Source organism: Mucilaginibacter sp. PAMB04168, assembly GCF_039634365.2.
In the GTDB taxonomy this organism is placed as follows: domain Bacteria; phylum Bacteroidota; class Bacteroidia; order Sphingobacteriales; family Sphingobacteriaceae; genus Mucilaginibacter.
In genome coordinates this window covers 2,028,506-2,051,138 of record NZ_CP155079.2, presented here as the reverse complement: position 1 = coordinate 2,051,138, position 22,633 = coordinate 2,028,506, and the positions used below count along the sequence as shown (strand labels likewise).

13 protein-coding genes are annotated in these 22,633 nt (G+C 43.4%); 3 read left to right on the top strand and 10 right to left on the bottom strand.

Features of this window, described 5'->3' with window-relative positions; translation table 11 throughout:
- Window positions 1–7: 7 nt before the first annotated feature.
- The 5 genes from ABDD94_RS08920 to ABDD94_RS08900 form a co-directional block, all read right to left on the bottom strand.
- A complete protein-coding gene (locus ABDD94_RS08920; protein WP_345955568.1) occupies window positions 8–1,198 on the bottom strand; it encodes a DUF2264 domain-containing protein in 1,191 nt (396 codons plus the stop codon).
- A 53-nt stretch (window positions 1,199–1,251) separates the two neighbouring features.
- A complete protein-coding gene (locus tag ABDD94_RS08915) occupies window positions 1,252–2,454 on the bottom strand; it encodes a glucuronyl hydrolase (RefSeq protein ID WP_345955567.1) in 1,203 nt (400 codons plus the stop codon).
- A 332-nt stretch (window positions 2,455–2,786) separates the two neighbouring features.
- Window positions 2,787–6,830 carry a two-component regulator propeller domain-containing protein gene (locus tag ABDD94_RS08910; RefSeq protein ID WP_345955566.1) on the bottom strand — a complete coding sequence of 1,348 codons (4,044 nt, stop codon included), beginning with the start codon at window positions 6,828–6,830 and terminating at the stop codon, window positions 2,787–2,789.
- Window positions 6,831–7,011: 181 nt separating this feature from the next.
- Window positions 7,012–9,186: a family 43 glycosylhydrolase gene (locus tag ABDD94_RS08905; RefSeq protein WP_345955565.1), complete on the bottom strand. Its 2,175-nt coding sequence runs from the start codon at window positions 9,184–9,186 to the stop codon at window positions 7,012–7,014.
- A gap of 9 nt (window positions 9,187–9,195) precedes the next feature.
- Window positions 9,196–9,444, bottom strand: a complete 249-nt coding sequence (locus ABDD94_RS08900) for a GntR family transcriptional regulator (protein ID WP_345955564.1) — start codon at window positions 9,442–9,444, stop codon at window positions 9,196–9,198.
- A 446-nt stretch (window positions 9,445–9,890) separates the two neighbouring features.
- Here ABDD94_RS08900 and ABDD94_RS08895 point away from each other — a divergent pair, with 446 nt between their 5' ends.
- Window positions 9,891–11,648: an alpha-L-arabinofuranosidase gene (locus ABDD94_RS08895; RefSeq protein WP_345955563.1), complete on the top strand. Its 1,758-nt coding sequence runs from the start codon at window positions 9,891–9,893 to the stop codon at window positions 11,646–11,648.
- 91 nt (window positions 11,649–11,739) lie between these two features.
- Here the strand turns inward: ABDD94_RS08895 and ABDD94_RS08890 are convergent, their stop codons facing one another.
- The 3 genes from ABDD94_RS08890 to ABDD94_RS08880 form a co-directional block, all read right to left on the bottom strand.
- Window positions 11,740–12,807 (bottom strand): glycoside hydrolase family protein, encoded by a 1,068-nt coding sequence (locus tag ABDD94_RS08890; protein ID WP_345955562.1) that lies wholly within the window; start codon window positions 12,805–12,807, stop codon window positions 11,740–11,742.
- Between the two features lie 65 nt (window positions 12,808–12,872).
- Entirely contained in the window at window positions 12,873–14,378 is a 1,506-nt protein-coding gene (locus ABDD94_RS08885; RefSeq protein WP_345955561.1) for a RagB/SusD family nutrient uptake outer membrane protein, read from the bottom strand.
- A gap of 17 nt (window positions 14,379–14,395) precedes the next feature.
- Entirely contained in the window at window positions 14,396–17,638 is a 3,243-nt protein-coding gene (locus ABDD94_RS08880) for a TonB-dependent receptor (RefSeq protein ID WP_345955560.1), read from the bottom strand.
- A 383-nt stretch (window positions 17,639–18,021) separates the two neighbouring features.
- Here ABDD94_RS08880 and ABDD94_RS08875 point away from each other — a divergent pair, with 383 nt between their 5' ends.
- Both ABDD94_RS08875 and ABDD94_RS08870 read left to right on the top strand, forming a co-directional pair.
- On the top strand, window positions 18,022–19,878 hold the full coding sequence (locus ABDD94_RS08875; RefSeq protein ID WP_345955559.1) for a hypothetical protein: 1,857 nt from the start codon (window positions 18,022–18,024) through the stop codon (window positions 19,876–19,878).
- A 66-nt stretch (window positions 19,879–19,944) separates the two neighbouring features.
- The gene (locus ABDD94_RS08870; RefSeq protein WP_345955558.1) at window positions 19,945–20,790 is read left to right on the top strand and encodes an endonuclease/exonuclease/phosphatase family protein; all 846 of its coding nucleotides are present in this window, start codon (window positions 19,945–19,947) and stop codon (window positions 20,788–20,790) included.
- 71 nt (window positions 20,791–20,861) lie between these two features.
- Here the strand turns inward: ABDD94_RS08870 and ABDD94_RS08865 are convergent, their stop codons facing one another.
- Together ABDD94_RS08865 and ABDD94_RS08860 are read right to left on the bottom strand one after the other, a co-directional pair.
- Window positions 20,862–21,902, bottom strand: coding sequence for a DUF4097 family beta strand repeat-containing protein (locus tag ABDD94_RS08865; protein WP_345955557.1), 1,041 nt, complete (start codon window positions 21,900–21,902; stop codon window positions 20,862–20,864).
- 231 nt (window positions 21,903–22,133) lie between these two features.
- A complete protein-coding gene (locus ABDD94_RS08860; RefSeq protein WP_345955556.1) occupies window positions 22,134–22,622 on the bottom strand; it encodes a hypothetical protein in 489 nt (162 codons plus the stop codon).
- Window positions 22,623–22,633: the final 11 nt, after the last annotated feature.

Below are 22,633 nucleotides of genomic sequence, written 5' to 3'. Positions count from 1 at the left end.
GGCATGTTTATTTTCTAAGTTCCAGGGCATGGTCGGCAGGCACATCCTGTCCACTCCAGATTTTTACCGCCGTCCATGGCTGCGGCGCCGACGACCAGAAATCATCAGTATCGGGTAAGCCCAAAGGCAGGAACAGTGTGCAACAAAGGTAGCCGCTCCCGGTGGTTATATATCCTTCGGCCAGGCCAGGCTGTTTACCATACAAACCAATATTTAGCCAGCCGGAACTGGTGAAGGTTTGCGGCGCATCTATGGTCTTTTTCATAACAGCTGTCAAAGCTTCTTTTACCTGCGCCGGTGAAATAGACGACGGCAATTGTTTTTTAAGCGCTACGTTGGCCAGGTGATGAAATACTCCTCCGCGGTAAACGATTGAACGGCCATACGTAGGATAACTACCGTCTGTATTAACCGAGCGTTCCAAAATTTGTGCATACCGCTGCCCAATTTGCATTACCTGATCCCTTTCACGCAGGTAGCGTTTTTGTTTATCTGCCATTACATCCAAAATATCGCTGAGGTAAGGCTGAATAACAATACTATTATAGTAATCGAGGTGAAAGCTCATTCCATCTGCATACATCCCATCGCCTGTGTACCAATGCTGTGTAAACTCTCTGATTGCAAATTCTACTCTTACAGGGTCGTAGTCTAAACCGTATTTATCAAAAAACGTCTCAATAGCTCCTGTAAACAATATCCAGTTGCTATATACCGGAACAGTGTTGCGGGTAAGCAGAAAAGCTGCCACCACCTGGGCTTTTGCCGTTTTATCCAGGTGCTCCCATATCCAGGGTGCCCTGATGAGTGCTAAAGCAAGAAACGAGGCATCTACCAGCGGTTGCCCACCATTCCACTCCATGTAATCGGCAGATTGCGGATTTACAGCATTTGCAATGCCCGCCACTACCCATTGCCTGTACTGGTTACGCAGCTTTATTTCCTTCTCACTCCCGCCTTCAAGCTGCAGCCACGGCGCAATACCCGACAGTGTGCGACCAAATGCTTCCAAATAAGCAACCCGTGACCTTGAAGCCCTATTGTCGACATGCTCAGAAAACTCCACCGGCATATTGGCCTTCAGCTTGCCCTGCGCCAGGTTGTATATCACCGGCCTGGCAATGCGGTCCATATAAGCCAACCACGTTTCCCTGGTGTTTTGCTTCGCTTTGCGCTGCCCGGATGCTATGAGAGGCATCAAGACCAGCAACAGTAATATTTTATTTTTCTGAAACATAAGCCGCCAAATTACTACAATGTTTTATACCGCTCCAGTGCCTCTATAAAGTAGTAGTCGGCATAGGTAAGGGGTACATCCACTTCGGTGCCCTGGGGTATGTGCCCAACGCTGTGCTGCAGAATAAAGCCGCCGTTACTGCCCAGTGCTGCCTTGTATGGCGCTGCCGACAGGCTTTTGAGCATCGTTTGCGCACTGCCGAAGTAGCGCTGTGCCATGGCTTTATCCGTATAAGTGCACAGCTCCAGCAGGGCCGATGCCATCACCGCTCCTGCCGAGGCATCCCTCAAGGCCCTGGGAATGTCAGGCGCATTGAAATCCCAGTACGGTATCTTGTCTTTTGGCAGGTTGGGGTGGCCCAGGATAAACTGCGCAATGTGATTGGCCTGCACCAGGTACTTCTTATCGCGGGTATGGCGGTACATTACCGTATAGCCATACAAGCCCCAGGCCTGCCCCCGGGCCCAGGCCGACTCATTGGCGTAGCCCTGGGCGGTACGCTTTTGTTGTACGGCGCCTGTCTGGGGGTTATAGTCGATAACATGGTATGAGCTGTAATCGGCTCTGAAGTGGTTCTTCATTGTGGTATTGGCATGGGTTAACGCTATCTTGTAAAAGCTCGAATCACCGGTTACCCGGGTGGCCCAGAACAGCAGTTCCAAATTCATCATGTTATCAATGATCACCAAAAACTCCGGCTTTTTGGAATCCCATGATTTAATGCAGCCCACCTTGGGGTCAAAACGGGTGCACAGGGATTTGGCGCTGTTCAGCAGTATTTGCTTATAGCGGGGCTTGGGGTCAACCTTTAAGGCGTTGCCAAAGCTGCAGTACATCATAAAGCCCAGATCATGGGTCGATTTGTTATACTGTTCTTTTTCCAGTGGCAAAAGGATACGGTTGGCCTCGGCCAGCAGTGCCTTATCATGGGTTTGCCTGTACAGGTAAAAGAGCGTGCCGGGGTAAAAGCCGCTGCACCACCAGCCCGAGCCGCTGGTCTCCAAACTGTCGGTTTTGGCATAGTAGGTTTTAGGGAAGCGGTCTGCCTTCAACCGCGCAGCCAGCAGCTTGTACTGGGACCCGCCATCCTTAAACTGCTGGCTTAAGGAACCCAGCAGCGCCTTATCTTTCTTGAAGCCCGTGGCCTTTTGTGCGTACGTTGATGATATGGTCAAAATACCTATCAGGCAAACAATTGCAATACTTGTTAATCGCATTATGTAATTTTATTTAACGCCACTCTTTAGTCTGTTCCTTCACACTTACTTGACATGCAAAATGCACGCCCCTACGCAAAAGCCGGTCATTTTTTTCCCTGACTTTTGTCCGGATAACTATATTTAGAATTTTCAATATAAAGCCGAAAAGCAAGTTTACCCTTCAATATAATTGGTTTCATTATAAGTCCGGCTACGAAATAAAGAGAAAATCATCTAATTGTAGGGGGATTGAATGGTAAATCTTAGGGGGTATTTTTGTTAAATCGCGTAATTCGCAATAATTTAGCTCCAGGTTTCCCAAACTGACAGAGCTTACCGTTCACAAGAAATTACTCCACCCGGTAGGTGGTTTGGAAATTAGCCCGGTGCTTTTTCAGAAACTCGGATGGGTTGAGGTCAAATTGTTTGTGAAATTGTTCGCGAAAATATTTCAGATCGTTTATTCCTACCTGAAACGCTGCCTCATTAACATTACAGTTTGTACGGATCAACAATTCGGCAGCCTTACGTAGGCGAACAAAGCGTATAAAGTTGTTAATGGATTTACCGGTGGTTGACTTGATACGCTTAAATAACGTAGGATAACTCATCTTCATCATCCTGGCCAAGCTCTCTACGTCAAATGCAGGATCGGTAAGATGCGCCTCAATTATGCTGATACATTTATAAAGAAAATCCTTATGCTCTTCTGAAACATTTTTAATAGTATTCTTAGAGGTTATCTCCTGGTAAAAGTAATTCTGCAACTCTTTTTTGCTGCGGAGCACACTTTTAACTTTTGCAAGCAAAACATCCTTCTCAAACGGCTTACTGATAAAGTCTGCTGCACCTTCATTGATACTCTTCAACATCAACTCCGGCGTGGCATTTCCGGTAAGCAGTATGATGGGAATATGATTGGTCGCGTTATCGTCTTTAAGTATTTTGCACAGTTCAATACCGTTAAGTTCACCCATCACTATATCACTAAGCACCAGATCAGGTAAGTTTATCTTAATTAATTTCAATCCGGCCTGCCCATCTTCCGATTCAATCACCCTGTATTCAGGCGTCAGGAGTTTTTTGATATAATTCCGGATCTGGTCATTGTCATCAATCACCAGGATAGTTTGTTTATCAGAAATTAGTAATTCCAGATTATTACTCTCCTCCTCCGGAAGAATGTCTTTATTGTCATGATCGATTAATTCGTTTATGTGCGTTGGGGAGATAATTGTTTCATCGATTTGTTCTTCAGAGAAATGAGCATTGCCTTTAGGCAAACTCATGATAAAAGTTGTACCTCCCAGTTTGCTCGCATGGTAATAGATCTTGCCGAAGTGACTGTCAATAAAATTCTTAACCAAGTACAGGCCTATTCCAAATCCGGTTTTAGAATAATGCTTATCCTTTATTCTGAAAAATTTATCAAACAACATTTCGCCGACATCAGCGCTAATGCCAATGCCACTATCTGCGATTTCGAAAAACACCTGGCTGCCATCGTCGTGCACCATCACCTGGATTTCGCCGCCATCGGGGGTAAATTTTATGGCATTAGATATGAGATTAAAAAGTGCTATCTCAATTTTTTCGCGGTCGGCATAAACCTCCATCTGCTCATTGGAAACAACCAGCGTGTACTTAAGGTGCTTTATTTTTGCCTGATGAGTAAAGCACATAAACACCTCATTACAGATGGTTACAAAATTCATTCTGGATACCCGAAGACTTGCGTTCTCTGTCTCGGTTTTGCGGAATAAAAGCAGGTGGTCTACAAGCCCCAATAATCGGCGGGCATTTCGATAAATAACATTAAGTTCGTCGTTTTGGCCTTTGTTTTGGCTCAGCAGATCTTTTATTGGATTGATGATAAGCGTAAGCGGTGTGCGAAACTCATGAGAGACATTGGTAAAAAAGGAGAGCTTCTTCTCATTCAACTCTTTTTCACGCTCCATATTCAGATTCGCAATCTGCACTTCATACCTGAGCTGCTGTTGGCGACTCCGGTATAACCAGAACCAATATAAAGTGGCGCCTCCAACGCCGATATACAGCAGATATGCCCACCAGGTTCGGTACCATGGCGGCAAAATGGTGATTTCGATAGTTAACTGCCCGGCCGACCACTTACCCTGCGTATCAGAAGCTTTGATATGCAGGCGGTAACTACCCTCATTTAAACGGGTATAATACGCCGTTTGCAATTTGCCAACCGAATTCCAACCATGATCCCAGCCTTCAAGATAATAGGCGTAATTTATTTTATCCGGCAATGAATATTCCAGTGCTGTATACTCAATTGCAATGGTAGCTTCGTTATAGGGTACAGTAATCTCCCTTAACTGTGCAATAGGCTTTCCATCGGTAAATTCACTACTCCCGTTTACGGTTGCATTGCCGATGCGAACATCGTTAATCCTCAATTTGGGACTTCTGGCTACAGACCTGATGCTATCCGGATCAAAAAGATTAAAGCCGGAAATGCCACCGAACAGCAACTCCCCGGACCTCAACTTTAATGCAGCATTGTAATTAAACTGATTGCTTTGCAAACCATCAGATCCATTATAATTTGTAAAAACGCGGCGCTTAACATCAAGCCTCGACAGGCCATTATAAGTACTGCACCACAAATCGCCATTGTTAGCAACCAGCGTGTTTAGAACCGAATTGCCAGCCAAGCCATCCTTTTGGGTATAGCGTTCAAAACGGTGCGAGCTTAAATTAAACCGGAGCAGGCCACCTCCTTCTGTGCCAATCCACAGGCTGCTGCGATCACTTTGTGAGATGGCTCTTAAAGCGTATCCAACATTATACCGAGTAGTTGTTCGAGTGTTGGGGCTTATGCTAATCAGATCAGCATAGTCACCTGCCCAAAGCGTTCCGGCTGCATCTTCAAAAATGACATGTATATCCGTTAATGTGTTGTCGTAAATCTCAAAACAGTCTTTTACCCGGTTGTACTTATATAACGCCCCGCCCCGTGTAGCGCCGGCCCACAAGTTATGCTTCGAATCCTCAAACAGCTTCCACATGTTCTTTTCGGCCGCTTTACGTACTGGATTGTAACACGTGTAATGAATAAATGAATTTGTATTAGGATTAAAAGCATCAATGCCGCCGCTAAAACTTGCAACCCAAATGCGGTTGGTGTAATCCTTAACAACACTTACCACAAAATTACTTTGAAGGCTTTTTGGATCTGTACTATGTACAAAGTTTTGATAAGCATTTGTTTTGCGGTTCCAATAGCTCAAGCCGCCACCATCTGTACCTATCCATATATTCCGGCGTTCGTCTTCGCAAAAAGACAGAATAAAATCGTTGACTACACTATTCTTGTTGAAAGGGTCATGGCGGTACTGCTTAAAGTTTCCGTTGTCGGGTTCAACAATATTTACCCCACCCCTCAAAGTGGCAATCCATTTGCGCGACTCGTTATCCATATATACGGCACTTATTGCACCGCTCCGCAGCCTGCCCTGTTCTCTGCCGGGCGTAAGGTAAGTTAGCTTTTCTTGTTTAATATTGAGAATATTAATACCTCCACCATTTGTACTCACCCATAAATTTCCTTGACTATCATAATTAAGATCAGTTATGTTATAACTGGAGAGCTTGCCCAATGATGATTGATACTGGTGCAGAATGCCGTCTTTTTGGTCATAGTAGTAAAGCCCGTTTTCTGTACCGATCCAAACTTGGTTGTTAAACCTATCAAACAACATGCAGGTAGCCGAGCCTAATTCACGGTTTACAGGTTGTAAAACATTGTTCTTTTTATTTAGCCTGAAAAGGCCCTCATTAGCTACAAAAGCAAAAAGCTGATCATCAGTATCCAAAGCTAAAGCCTGTACTGTATAAGTACTTTCATTTACCCCTACTACTTTTTGGCAAACAGCATTTTTGCCCCGGTATAGCAGCAGCCCAAGTTTTTCGGCGCCGGCATATACCGTTCCATCTTTACCGCTCACCAGCGAATTGATACTTGCGGTTACAGGCCTATGCCCAATAGGTTTTGTAAAATGATATTGTAAAGGAGCAAACTTTGCTGAACGATAATCATAACGAAAAAGACCTTTTTGGGTACCTACAACAAGTTCACGTGCGTTGCCCGTTAAGGTAGTAATGTGATTGTTTCCGAGCGAGCTAACGTCTCCCCAACTGTTACGAAATATTTTAAATTTTTGGCCGTCGTATCGGTTCAGACCATCGTATGTTCCAAACCACATGTAGCCATAGTAATCCTTAAAAATGGCAGTAACAGAGTTGTTGGACAACCCTTTCTCGATACCTAAACAACGTACCTGCTCACTACCAAACGTAAAGTAGGAAGTGAAAAGCAGCATTAAAATACAGAATGAATACTTTTTGTAAAGTATGTTATTCATAATAGGAGGCAAATCGGTTATAAAAGGTATTTCAAATTTAATATTTTTAGTTTCCTTTTACTTAACCGGTACTAAAAATGTCAACCCGACAATTAAACAATTATTCGGTTGTCACTTTTATACTTACCTCAGATAATTTCTCAAAATATAGAAATTGCAGGTACCACCATGGCTTCAATCGCTACCGTACTGTTACAGCTTTTATACCCTCATGGGTAGGTGTAACAGGCTGGATGCTGCCGTCGGCCTTAAAGGTAAGCCGGTCTATGCATACCTCGCGATTGTAACCGGCAGCACTGCCCATTTTTATACCAGTGGGATATGTAAAGCGATGATAAACAAGATACCATTCATCTTTGCCGGGAACTTGAATTACGGAGTTATGACCAGTTCCATAAATACCTTTTTCATCCGATTTAGAAATAACAATGTTATTCTCCGGTACAGTGATCTTGGAAAGGGGGCCCGACGACGTACCGTATCTTACTTTATAATTAACACTCCGCGTGTCATCTTCAGACCAAGTGAAATAATACTGGCCGTTGCGGTAAAAGACGTATGTTCCTTCTCTAAAAGTTCGGTCGGGTGTTAATAGTACTGTGGTGCCCGCCTTCATAGAAATCATGTCGGCATTAAGTTCAGCTCCGGCGAGATAACCGTTTCCCCAATACAAATAACTTTTACCGGTCTGAGGGTCAGTGAAAACATCCGGATCAATCAGCTGGCCTCCCCTCGTTCCTTCAGGGCGATTTTCAACAAGAGGCTTACCGGTGTCTTTAAACGGTCCGGCGGGATCATCGGCTACCGCTACACCAATTTTCTGTGCTGCGGTGTAATAATAAAAGTACTTAAATTTCCCATCTATCTTTTTTTCAATAATGCAGGGTGCCCAAGCATTTCTTTTGGCCCAACTCACGTCCTTGTTCAGGTCTAAAATAACACCTTCATCTTTCCAGGTCACTAAGTCGGGCGATGAGAACGCCTTAAAGTAAGTACCACTCCATCCGGTAAACCCATCAGATGTGGGATAAAGATAAAATAGCCGGTTCTTTTCCGAATACATAATTTCCGGATCTGCAAAGTAACCGGGCAATACGGGGTTATGAAACTTTTTAAGGCTAACTTGATAAGTAACTGCCGGTGTGCTACCTATTTGTACCCGATAATTTAAGGTTCCCTTAGCCTCGTTAACCGTCAACTTTTTAACGTTAAGGCCCGGCAGATTTAAGAAAGAGCCTTTAAATGCACTGGCAGTAATGTTATCATTTACTGGAACACTTACCATTTTGGCAGCCGTATCTAACACTAAGTTATTCGCTTTAATGCCAGGCCCCTTAAGGGTTGAAAATACATCATCGGCTGAAAACCATTTGTCCATCAGCGCTTCGGCTTCGGTTTTCGTAATGGGCATAACGGTACCATGCCGCGGGTGAAAATCCATAGATACCTGCTCATCAACAACAGTAAAATGCTCAAAATCTGTAGTTTTTGTAAACTGATATTTTCCTTTGGTGTAAATATCATACATTAATATATAGGTGTTGCTTCCGTTAAGCTTAAAAACACCAGCTCCTTCAACCGGGTCGGTAGTTTGTTGTATGCCTTGCTTAGCCAGCTGGTAACCCGTGGTAAGACTTTTGGAAACGGCAATGCCTAACCCTTTGGTGCTGCCTTCGGTTTTAAAAGTTAAATGGTATTTGCCATCCTTCAAAATGATGTCTCCATCGATACAGGCGTTGCTGTCGGGATGAAAGAAAAGCTGGCGTGGTTCGGTTTCGAGACCGGTAAAATCTTTGTTTGCATAAGCGTAGTAAATCTTGTCTGGCTCGCTCCCCTTGCGCATTGAAAAATAGATCATATACTTTTTATGTACCGGGTCATAGATAGTTTGCGGTGCCCACACCCGGTTAACTCCTTGAAATTCTTTGAAGGATTCGGGAATGTTGATCCGGCTTGTAGTCCACTTGATTAAATCTTTCGATTTCATCAGGACGATTCCACGGTTAGAATCCCAGCCTTTAGCCGACACCATGTCGGTTGCAACCATATAAAAACCTTTTTGATCATGAGTACGTAGGATATGAGGATCTCTTACACCGCCAGAAGCACTGATTTCGGTACTGCTTAAAACTGGCTGATTCCGGTTAAGGGATTTGAAATGATAGCCATCTTTACTAATGGCAAAGCGAATTTCCTCCTCCCCTTTTCCGTTGCCGGTAAAGTAAACGAACAGGTAAGCTTCAGGTTGGGGAACAGTATTGGCAACCGGCTTGGCATTGAGCGGTACCATGTACAAGAAATGTAGCGATAAGGATAGCACGAGGCTTGAGATAATGCTGATTCTGTTAAGATTCATTTACTTGTTTTATTGGTTGTAAGTGAGGATTGGATTTTCATTGATAATATCAGTATTAATTATACCCATAATTTTCAATTTTGAATAAGCCTGTTGAATAACAAAAACCGACACAAGCGTTTGGTTGCTTAATTCTCTTACTGCAGGTAATAAATCTCCCTGTTTTAACTCGTGCCGCTTAAGCTTGGAAATGATCAAGTTTGTTAGCTGCAAATCTAAAGGAAGCAATGCCACGAAATTTGGTGTCCAGTTCAACATATTTTAAAATCAGTCAATTAATGTGATTCTTTTAGTCTTTTTAGATTACTGAAAGCGAATGGAAAATTGGTTTGGCGCAATATACTTGGTTAAGTACTATTTTAAAGGGGAGTAATCTGTAAAAGAGCAGGGGTATTATTGTTAAAAGTATAAAACAGGCTTTAAACTGTAGCAACCAGCGCATACACTTTCGAAAATGCCACCGAATTTACTTGATGCAGATGGCACCATTGTTAATCCTAAAATGATCGGTGCTACATAATGATGCTTAGGATTAGTAAACAACCATTTTACTAATCCTAAAACTCCGCATGTAAGCAAACCTATATGACATATATTTAATATACATCTAAAAATACTACACTACAAGTTATAATAGTACAATCAATAGTTAAATATGCTTATATAAAGAGAACCTATAACATTTATATAACGTAAAAGCTGTTATGAAAACCCCTAAAAAATTAGCTATTGCGTTATGGCTTGCGCTAGCTGTGCAAGCTTGTAAAAAAGAAGAGGCACAGGCGCCGCCGAATGCAACCGAAAACAACCAGTTTGAGGCAGCGTCTAAATCTACTGCTGCTGTTTCGTCAATTGACCCGCAGTTGCCGGCTACTACCGGATTTTTTATGGACAGTTGGCAAACTCGAACCTTTAATGTTGCCAGCTACCTAGATTTACAAAAACCCACCTATTCATCAGTTACGGTTACTGTTAACCCAAACCAGGTAGTTAGCAAGGTTCCAAGTTACATTTATGGCAACAACGCTAATGCATATATGGGGCCTATGGTTAACGAGCCTGTACTACTTAATCATGTTACTAACTTAGCTCCCCGTATAATACGTGTTCCGGGTGGTAGCTTTTCTGATACTTACTTCTGGAACCGTTCTCCCGAGCAAAAGCCTACTGACGTTCCGGATCAGTTATATGATCCATCAGGCAACGTAATACCAGCCGGTGGTTACTGGTATGGCCGTAACACTGGCACCTGGACCTGTACTCTTGATAATTACTACCAAATGCTGCAAACCACCCGCAGCACCGGCCTTATCACAGTAAATTATGGCTACGCACGTTATGGCACCAGCGCACACCCGGTACAAACTGCAGCACATTTAGCCGCCGATTGGGTACGCTATGATAAAGGCCGTACCAAATATTGGGAAGTGGGTAACGAATGTTTTGGCAATTGGGAAGCAGGTTTTATTATTGATGTTACTAAAAACAAAGACGGACAACCCAAAATCATAACCGGGCAGCTATATGGTAAGCATTTTAAAGTTTTTGCCGATTCGATGCGCAAAGCTGCCGCCGAGATTGGCTCTACTATTAAAATTGGTGCCGTAATGATTGACCGCAGTGAGGCCAGCGGAGAAGAAGTGAGCAATTGGAACGACGGCGTTTTAGCCGCCGCCGGTAATGCTCCTGACTACTACTCGGTACACAACTATTACACGCCTTATGCGCAAAACTCCACGCCTTCAATTATTTTAAACTCAGCTGCGACCGTAACACGTGACATTATGGACTGGATGAAAACCAGTGCAGTAAAGGCAGGCGTTATACAAAAGCCGGTTGCTTTAACCGAGTGGAATATTTTTGCCGAAGGCTCAAAACAAATGATATCCAACATATCGGGCCTGCATTCGGCACTGGTTTTAGGCGAGCTCATTAAAAACCAATACGGTGTTGCCTGCCGCTGGGACTTAGCCAATAATGGCGCCCAAGGTGGTAACGACATGGGAATGCTTAATGCCAAAGCTGCCAACACGGTAGCCGACCCTAAATGGAATCCGCGTCCGGCGTTCTATTATATGTACTATTTCCAAAAGTTTTTTGGTGACCGCATGGTAGCTTCAACCGTACAAGGAAATACAGATGTAGTAAGTTATGCCTCTACTTTTTCATCAGGCCAGGTAGGCGTTGTACTGGTTAACAAAAGCAACAAGGGGCAGGCTGTTACCATAAATACTAACAATTACACGCCCGGCGCCTATTATTACTACTACACGCTACAGGGCGGAACTGATGATCCAAATTTTTCTCGTAAGGTATATGTAAATGGCGCAACCACAGCTGGCGCCGAAGGCGGACCTTTAAGCTATGCCTATCTCCCACCGTACCGTTCAGCCACACAAGGTGGTATTAAGGTTTGGCTGCCGGCTTATGGCGCCGTATTTAGTATAGTAAGTAAACCATAACTTTCCATACTTATAAAACAAAGACCGCTAATGTGTAATCTGCCGATGATACATTAGCGGTCTTTGCTTATAGCGGCCAACTAACTGACCGCTACACAATCTTAAACAGAAAAGAGGAAGCCGTCATATACTTTCCGCCTTGCGAGGTGGTGAACAGGTAGGTGGGCTTACCATTCTGGAAAAGCAATTGCGGCCGTTCAAATCTCCCATATTTTTTGAGGTATGATGGTGGTGAAGGTTGCACAATATGATAATGTGCGGCATCGTAATATGCAACCTGGGGCTCATTCCACTTCTTTCCGTTTTTCGACTGCATCAGCAGGCCGTACTCATGGTTAAATATTCCCATATCCCGGGCCAGCATGTTTATTCTACCTTTATCCATCCAAACAAAAGCATCTTCCAATTGAGCATTGTTAGGGCGCGATGAAAAGTCGATAACCGGATTGTGTTCATACTTAATATATGGGCCTTCTAATTTACGGGATATAGCCAGGCCATATTTTCGGTTACCGCGTACCAGCGGGTCTTTAGAATTTTCATATTCAGCCGTGTTCCATGATTTGTAATACAACCAGTACTCTCCGTTAGTTTGCTTTATAAAAGCCGGGTTAGTTGTACAATGGTCATCCCAGGCACCGGCGGGGCCAGCTTCAAGTAGCGGTTGGTCGGGCCGTTTCCAAGGGCCATTCAACGTTGGGGCGGTGGCTAACCCAATGCGTTTAGTGTTGGTTTTTCCGTTAGAGTTGCCCATAAAAAACAGGCAATATTGGCCATCTACAAACTTTATAGACGGATTATGACAGGTGGTGGCATCCCAATGGCCAGGACCGCGCGGCGCTAAAACAACGTCCACAAATTTAAATTCCCCCTCTGGGCTATCAGCCACCGCATGGCAAATTTCAGAACCGTTTATCCACCCACCCATCTTTTTAGTTGCAACCCAGCGCGAAAAGAAAATATGAATCTTTCCATCAGGCCCTTCAATAGGGCTGTTGCACCAAACGTAGTAACCTTCCATCTCCAGCCTGCGGCCAACTGGAACCAGGTGTTTGGCAAAGTCCGATTCCTTACCATCTTCAGCAAAAACAAAATCGGGCGTAAAGGCCAGTGCTGCTGATGTCAGCCCCAGCCCTTGTATAAATTTTCTTCTCTGCATAGTTTTTTAATCATCAAAGCCACCCCAGTTACCTTAGAGTGGCTTTGATATCTTTTAAAGTTAAATTAATATCCTGGATTTTGTGTGTATAGTCCAGGTGTGACATTCAACTCTGCTTGTGGAACCGGATAAATGATGTAATTATTATTAAAAGGAGCTATACTGTTAGATACATCTTCTTTAGCATCCCATGCTGGTATAACAGTTGTTACCAGGCCACTTCTTACCAAATCATGCCAACGCAACCCTTCTGCGGCAAATTCACGGCGGCGTTCTTCCATTAATTGCGGTATTGTAGTTCCGGTAACAGGGGTTGTTAAACCGGCCCTGCTCCGAACTTGGTTCACAATTAAATCCACATCAGCTTGTGAACCTGACGCACCCCTTAAAATACATTCAGCTTTTAACATTAAAACGTCTGTATAACGCATTACGATGTAGTTAATTGGCCAGTCGACACGGTTGTTCGGTACCTTGCTGATATCTAAATACTTTTTAAAGAACGGACGGCTTTCAGTTCCGATACCTGGTGCCGTATAACCGGCTGTATATATGTTAAACGGCTTGCGGATATCATTGGTGGCATAAGTATTTACCAGGTCTGTTGATACCGGACGTATTAACAAGCCACCCTGAACCGCTTTACCTATGGAGGTAAAATAAGTATCGGGTACCAGCAGCCAAGCAAAAGTACTTCCTACCACAGGGTTTGATAATGTTGAATACTCTACGTTAAACACAACTTCAGCATTGTTTTCATTGCTATAAGAAAAGATATCGGCATACGAAGTAAGGAAATTAAAGCGTTTGCTATTAATCACCTCGTTCAGTAAATCGAGCGCAACCTGCCAGTCGTTAGTGGCTAAGCCCGGGCCATCAATATTATAAGTAGGCCCTGAACGGGTCATGTACACTAACGCCATAATACCTTTGGCTGCCCACTTTGTGGCGCGGCCTTTATCTGCAGCGGCTGTATAGGTGTCAGGCAAATTATCAGCAGCAAACTTCAAATCGGCGAGTATAAAATTGTAAACTGCTGCAACGCCGCTGCGCGGTATCGTTGTTGCTTCTGCCGAACTATAAACCTTATCAGCAATAGGCACTTTGCCAAACCATCTTACCAAATCAAAATAAAAGAAAGCCCTCAGGAAACGTGCTTCGGCTGTTAACCTGGTTTTTAGATTTGCATCAGTTATTACGTTTCCGTTAGTTTCCAGCTTATTTAAAACGGTGTTTGCTCGGTAAATGCCGTTAAAATTAGTGTTCCACGCTTCCTGAATATAAGGGTTACCAGAGATGGTACGGGCAAAGTTGTTAATTGGCTCCCAATCCCGCGGCCCGTCGGCAACGGCATATAAGTTATCTGAGCGTGTTTCCGACAAATTCAGCATCCGGTCGGGGTACGTGCGCAAGTCTGCGTAAACCGCATTCACGGCCTGTAAAAAATCGTTGTTTGATGCAAAAAAGGTTTCCGTAGTTGCCGTTGAAATGGGCGTTTGATTGAGTTCCTTTTTGCAACCAACGCTAAATGTGAATGCAAGCGCTACTATATATATTAATTTATTTTTCATGATAATTTTCTTAATTGTTAGAAACCAAAGTTTAAACCAAACACCAGTGATTTAACTAATGGCAAACCACCATAATCTCCAGCCTCTGGGTAGGTATCGCTTCCGCTTAAGTTGGTGTTGTTAGCCTCGGGGTTTAAGCCGCCGTAGTATTTATCATGTCCGAAGAAGTTCTCTGCTGTAATATAGATACGGGCCGATGAAATAAACTTGGCCTTTTTAATCACATTGTTTAAGTTATAACCTAATGTAATGTTACGTACCCTCCAGTAATCTGATGAGTAAAGCCAGTCGGTATTAGCTATACGGCCAAAAGTTGAGTAAGCTTTACTTACCCTGCCTTCGCCGGGGTTTGATGGTGAGCGCCACCTGTTTTCATAAAATGCCGGGGTATTATCCGTGAAACCCTGGCCAGTACGGGTTAATGCGCGTCCGAGCAGTGAGTAAATCGAACCACCGTTCTGTCCCTGAACTAAAACGCTCAAGTCGAAATTTTTGTATTTAAAGCTGTTAGTGAAACCCCAAATCCATTTTGGATTTGGCTGACCAACAATTACACGGTCGTTAGCGTCTATTACACCATCGCCATTAGCATCAAAGTATTTTGGGTCCCCTACTGTTTCTTTTGTAGAACCCTGATATACCGGATAGTTATTGGCAATATCTTGCTGTGATAAAATACCTATTTGCTTAACTACATAAATGCTGTATAGCGGTTGACCTACCTGCAAAATGCTATGCTCAATATCAAAGCTTGATGGAATAAGCAGCTGGCTTTGCCCGCTGGCCAATGCAGTTACCTTGTTGCTGTTATGACTTACGTTTACAGATGTGCTCCAGGTAAATACGCCACGTGAAAAGTTTTGCGAGGTTAATTCAATTTCAAGTCCTTTGTTTCTAACCGAGCCGGCATTCATAAGCGTTGACGTAAAACCCGATAAGGCATGAGTTGGAACGTTCAACAAAAGATCTGTATTATCTTTAATGTAGTAGTCAACCGAACCGGTTAAACGATTCTTAAAAAAGCCGAAGTCAATTCCCACATCATGGGTTTTCGATTTTTCCCATCTTAGGTCGGCAGCAGGGTTATTAGAACTGTTTTGGCCGATTGCTGAGGCTCCGTTAAAGGAGTAGTTATACAAGCCAATTTGCGATATGGCCGAATAATTACCAATGTTATAATTACCACCCTCACCATAGCTATAACGTAATTTCAAATCACTAAGCGCAGTCAGTTTTTTGGCAAAGTTTTCTTCTGTAACTCTCCATCCTACTGAGGCAGATGGGAAATAGCCATACTTGTTGTTCTCGGCAAATCTCGATGAACCGTCACGACGTATACTGGCAGAAAATAAATATTTACTCCTGAACGAGTACTGCGCCCTGGCAAACATAGACTCAAGCGTGTTTTTATTAGCGCTGGAGCCGCCTGTTATAGCATTAGCCGCACTAAGTGTCTGTATTACGGAGCTTGAAAATCCGTTAGAGGATGACATTGTTGACAGATCATTACGATCGGCTGTGAATGAATAACCCGCTAATAAGTTTAAGTTGTGGTTCTTGCTTATGGTAGCATTATAATTCAGCGTATTTTCATTTACAAATGTTTGATGACGGAAGGTGTTGTATGTTCCGCTGGTTAAGGTTGTAGTTTGTGCTAACCGCGCCGTTAACGAACTCGCATTGATATACGGCACGTATGAGCTCGACGTGTTATCAGTATTGTCAAGGTTTAACGTTGTTCTGAAAACCAAGTTTTTCAGGATGTTAACCTCCGCATATATGGTTCCCAAAGTACGGTAGCGCTTGGTTTCTCCAACGTTGTTTTCTAATTTAGAAATTGGGCTGTTGGTTGATACACTCCAGTTGTATTGCGGAAACAAGCCTGAATTGGCATACCTGCCGGCATTAGCTTCCTGTACAGGAGTCATGCTCAAGATTTGGTGAAAGATATTGTCTTTACCTTCAACCCCCGGATCGTGGGCTATAGAATAAGAAGGTGATATATTTATACCAAACTTAAACACCTTGCTTGCTGTAACGTCAACATTGGCTCTTAAAGAGTATGCTTTATAATCAAGCCCTCTTAGTATGCCATTTTGATCATTAAACGCGCCCGAAACGAAGTATTTAACATTTTCGGTACCGCCACTTGCTGTTAATTGATGACTTTGTACCAGCGCTTTGCGGTAAGCCTCTTTTTGCCAGTCAACAAAGGTTAATCCCGGATGCCCTGGTTGCGCCCAGCGGTCATCAAGCATGTAGGCAGTGTTAAATTGGCCTGCCTGAATTTGACTGGAGGCTGCTAACGTTGTGTTAATGAGTTGACGGCGCTGCTCATACGTATCAGTTGCTTTAGCACCGATAGAACCAAAGTTATTTACATAAGCACCGTTTATCATTTCAGTAGCACGATCAATCCATCCCTGTCCATCTAACATATTTAATCCCCTTGTTTTGTCGTTATAGCCGGCAAAAGCGTTGTAAGTAATTACGGGTTTGCCAATTTTACCACGGCGGGTAGTAATCAATACAACACCGTTGGATGCACGTGAACCATAGATGGCAGCCGCAGCGGCATCCTTTAGCACCTCTATCGACTCTATATCGGCCGGGTTGATGTTATCTAAAGGGTTACCGGTAGCAAAGTTGCCCGAACCATTCGGTGCGGCAGGAGTTAGCGGAAAACCATCAACTACATACAGTGGCTCGTTACCTGCCGAGATAGAACCGGTACCTCTAACCTGCACACTAAATGCTTTACCTGGTACACCTGTGGTTTGCCTTACGGTTACACCGGCAATTTGACCAACCAATGCCTGGTCAACGCGGGTAACCGGCCTTTCTGGTATATTGCCTGCTTTTAAACTGGATACAGAGCCGGTAACATCACCCCGTTTTTGTGTACCGTACCCTATAACCACCACATCGGTAAGTTGCTTGGTATTTCGGGCAAATTTGATGTTAACCACCGGGTTGTCACCAACGGTAGCTTCCTGATCAGTATAGCCCAGCAGTTTAAAAACCAATACATCACCTTTAGTAGCTCTGATGCTATATTTGCCGTTCACATCAACTGATGTGCCGCCCGCCTTATTCCTTATAGTAACGGTAGTACCGGGTACCGTTTCACCATTCTCATCTGTTACGGTACCTGTAACGGTAACTTGTTGGGCTAATACTGTTCCTATGCTCAAAATGCTAATCAATAGCAGTAGGCATAGCCTTTTGCCAATAGGCAAATACTGTAATTGTCGTATCATAAATTTAAAAATAGTTTAAGGCTGCAATTGATAAAACAGCGCTCGTAATTGGTTCGGGTCAATATTAGTCAATTCCGAAATCTGTAGTGTCCTGAACTGTCCTGAATGTAACTTTCTTATTACGCTTACGGTGCATTGTTATTGCATTTTCTTTTAAATAAATGTTTAAAACTCAGATTGATCACCTATTAACCTTAACAACAGTCCATATTACCTTTTCTTTAAACATTATATTCGACACACAAGTACTTCGTTAAAACATTGAAAACTCACTATTGGTAATCGCATTGGCTTAACAAAACTTACCGCACTATCACTTGTTAGTGAATCAGATTATTCTCTTAAGCGCATCATGCACCCATACAAGTTCTTTTTTTAATAACATGGATATTTTTAAGCACAAGTGGGTAAAAATAGCGCTCAGTACACTACTCATTATTATAACTATTTTGTTGGTAGCAGGCTTTGTGTTAACCCTGTGCTTTAAACCTATCCTAAAAGACAAAATCAATGATGCACTTCGTAAAAGTTCGGATGGTTTGTACCATGCCAATTTTGATGATGCAAGTTTGAATTTACTGTTAGGGCGAGTTGTTCTTCATCATGCGAGCCTTATACCAGATACGGCGGCTTTTAACCGGCAAAAACAGTTAGGCACAGCGCCCGATAAGCTCTATCACGTTAGAGTAAACAAGCTGGTAATCAACAACGCACATCTGCTAAAGCTTTACTTTAAAAAGCAGATCAATATTGGAACGATAGTATTAGATGCGCCTGAGCTACGGGTAGCGCAATACCCCTTTTTAACGCCTAAAAACAAGCCCAAAGACAATCGCACTGTTTACCAGCGCATGGCGGGTTCACTAAAAATGCTGCATATAGGCCAGATTGTTTTTAGCAACGTAAAACTGCGCTATGAAAATTACACCAATAAACAACCGGCAGTTAACGCCTTTAAAGAACTCGACTTTAAGGCAACCGATTTGTTGATTGACTCGGCTACACAATTTGATAAAAGCCGCTTCCTGTTTTGCAGAGAGGTAAGTGTACAACTCCATAATTATCGTGGCCGGGCAGCTAAGGCACTATACGGTTATGAGGTTAAGCGCATTACTTATTCCACCCGTACCAAGCAGCTCCAGATCAATGGTCTATCACTGCTTCCGCTACAAACTCCGGCCAGCTTTTTCCAAAAAACTTATTCAGACCGCTTTGTGCTGCGTGCTAAAAGCTTACAGTTTGATAATTTCGATTTCGAAACTTTTAATAAGAACCAAACCATAAAGGCATCCAGCGCCAGTTTATCATCCGGATATATACAGGTTTACAGTAACCCACGCACCGATCCCAAAAGCTTTAAGATAGATAAGTCGATAACCTTTCCTAACAAAACTGTTCAGCAGCTACCTGTTAAGCTAAAAATTGATACCCTTAAGCTGTCAGGATACGCAGTCTATTATAAAGAATACAACCCTAAAACCAAGCGCACCGGGTATATTACCTTTAACCGGATAAACGGACGCATGTATAATGTAACCACCGATTCGGCAGCCATAGCTAAGAACCATCTCTGGAAGGCCAACCTAAGGGCAAGCTTTATGAACCGCGCCCCTATGGCGGTAAACTTCATATTTAATTTGAAGGATAGCTTATACGCTTATAGTTACCGGGGATGGGCAGGCCCGCTTAACCTGCAGGCAGTTAATGTAGCCACTGTTCCACTTTCATCCATCAAGATTGAATCGGGCCGGTTAAAACGCATGGACTTTAACATACAGGGCAACCGTAAACAGGCACAAGGGAAAGTGACCTTACTGTACAACGACTTGAAAGTACAGCTACTTAAGGCTGACACGGCCAGCCTCAAAATGCGCAAGTTGGCCTTGGTTTCACTAATTGCCAACACGCTGATCTTAAAAGATAATAACCCCGATAAGCCCGGTGAACAGCCACGCTCGGCAGATGTAATTTATCTACGACCTAAAAATTACCCTTTCTTTAAAACACTGTGGCGTACACTGCTGGTGGGTATAAAAAAGTGTGCTGGTCTTGATGCCAAAACCCAACGGGACGCCGATTTAAAACTCTCAGAAAAAGAAAAGAAGGAGTTTTTTAAAAAGAAGAAAAAGGAAGCCGAAAAGAAAGAGAAGACAGAAAAGGATAGGCAAAAGGAGCTGGATAAGCAAAAGAAAAAGGCTCGAGAAAAGGTTGAAGAGCAGCAGAAAAAAGCAAATCAATAAGTTTGCCTGTTAACCTTGCGTTTAAACAGGAAATGTAATATTGCAGTTCATATAACTGATATACTTATGAAGGTAAGATTTTTTATGCGATTGCTTTTGCTGCTAACTCTTGTTACAGGTACGCTACATGCCCAAACGCTAACCGTTGCTACTTATAATTTAAGGTTTGATAATCCGCGCGATACGGGTAACCTGTGGGTAAACCGCGCGCCGGTGGTTGCGGCACTCATGCGCTTTCATAACTTTGATATTTTTGGAACCCAGGAGGCCTTGAAGAACCAGCTGGACGATGTTGCTAATGCCTTGCCGCAATACCACCGCTACGGTGTGGGTCGTGATGACGGTAGCGACAAGGGCGAACACTCCGCCATATTTTTTAGGAAAGATAAATTTAAGCTGCTGAATAAAGGAGATTTTTGGCTATCGCAAACGCCCGAAAAACCATCACTGGGTTGGGATGCCACCTGCTGTAACCGCATATGCTCATGGGTATATCTACAAGATGTTACGTCGAAAAAGAGATTCTATTTTTTTAACGTGCATTATGATCACCAGGGCATGGTGGCGCGTGAAGAAAGCAGTAAACTTATACTGCAAAAGATAAAAGCTATAGCCGGCAGTGCCACTGCTATATTAACTGGTGATTTTAATGGCGATCATAACAGCAGCTGGTACAAGCGCATTGCTACATCTGATTTATTGAAAGATACTTATCAGCAGGTTAAATACCCTTACGTTAACAACGGCTCATTTAACGGCTTCGGCGCATCACTTAAAAACAATGAGATCATTGACCACATATTTACTACAGTTAACGTTTCGGTTAATCGCTGGGGGGTAATTACAGATAGCTACCACGGTAAATTTCCTTCAGACCACTTTCCGGTAATGGCAGAGATCTCGTTCAAATAATCCAAACTGCAAAGAGCCCTTGCGTTAACGCAGGGGCTCTTTGCTTGTGATAAGGTATGGGTAAAAGCAACTTATTCGAAGCGCAAGGTAACACGGCCGTTTGAAGCGTGGGCCTGTACCAGGGTACCACCCCCGTTTAACTTACCTTCAATGCGATCTGTCTCGGTACTGCCCTGAAACTTGCCGCTTATGCTGGCATTTACCCGGTCGCCTTTCAAATTCAGATCCAAACCATTTTTGGGTGGCATTTTCAGGTCAATGCTGCCGGCACTGGTATTTAATTTCACATATTTTCCAACCTCGCTCATCTGCACCCGCACGCTACCTGCACTGGTTGACGCCTCAATACTGCAGGCCATTTCTGTAAGGTTTATACTACCACCTGATGTACTTGTTATAAGCTCTCCTTTAACGCCGCTGCCTATTACGCTGCCGCCACTTGTAGTAGCATTTATAGTTCCGTTAAGTTGATTTAATTTGAGGGAGCCGCCGCTGGTTACCAATGTGATGATACCGTCACAGTTGTTGGCTGCGATACTGCCACCGCTGGTTGTGAGATCAATTTCTTGTTTAGCATCCTCTACCTGTATGCTGCCGCCACTGGTACGGCCTTTTATTTTACCGCTTACACTGGCTATGTGAAGGCTGCCACCGCTGGTGGCAAAGTTTTGATCGCCGGCCAAATTGGCAAGCCTTATACTACCGCCACTGGTGGTTAAATTAGTAGCTACTTGTACCGGTACAAATATTTTAAAAGAAATACTTACCGACTTACGCCAGTCGATGTTACCGAATTTAGATTTGGCTGTAGCATGCAGTTCATGATCTTTGTCGGTTATTTCGAGTGTATAATTATCGTCGAGGCGCTGTTTGAGTTCTTCTGTGGTGATGTTTTTATCATTATTGTTAGGACTCACATATACTTCAATGCGTGCCTGTGAGGCTTCGACACCGCTAACACTAATGCTGCCACCAGAGGTACGCACAAATGCTTCTTTAATGGCTGCCTGCGATAACGACTTGGTTAAGTAAGGCTCAGTATTCCATTTGTTTTGCGCCAGCGCAGCTACACTGCTCATGGCCATAAGAATGATAAGGGTATATTTTTTCATGATACTTTGATTTAACGGTTATTCAAGTGTCTGTGTTATTTCGTGTAATTTAAACAGTTAAATTTAGTACCAAACAAGCAAATATTTGAAAATCAGTTTCTTGCAATGTTAATTAAATAACTAATTGTTCGTATCTGCAACAATCATCGTTCGGTTATGATACAGCTTCAGGCATAAAAAAGGCGCTTATACAATTGTATAAGCGCCTTTTTTATGAATATATAATGCGGTTTACTTCTTCTTTTTCTTATTTAACGAAGCCCATACTACTACGGCCAGTATAGCGCCGGTTGCCACTTTTTGAATCAGTGCTTTGCGGTTGTACTTCCACTCGGCCCCCCAACCTTTTTCGGCAAAAATGTTCGGAACGTGGCCTCGTTTCAGGTCATCAATTACACCCTCTACTACGTTTACGCGGTCGGCCAATAATAACGGTAACCAGTGTCCGTAACTTGACTCACTGTACTTAAACGCGTAGCGGCGAATGGCTCCGCTTAAACCCGATGGAGGCGCTACGGTACCAAACACAGCAGTTACGTTAGGACGCTCGTTTGAATGCAGAATCTCTACCGTAACCGGTTGTAACGGCGGACGTACCCAATTGATACGTTTATGGTCGTCGCCCGTATATTTTTTCATAGGGTATGTTGGCTCGTTCTTCGGATCGGCATCAACACCCCAACCTTTTATGTGTGAAAAATCTTTTTCTGTGCTTTCCATAATAAATCTCC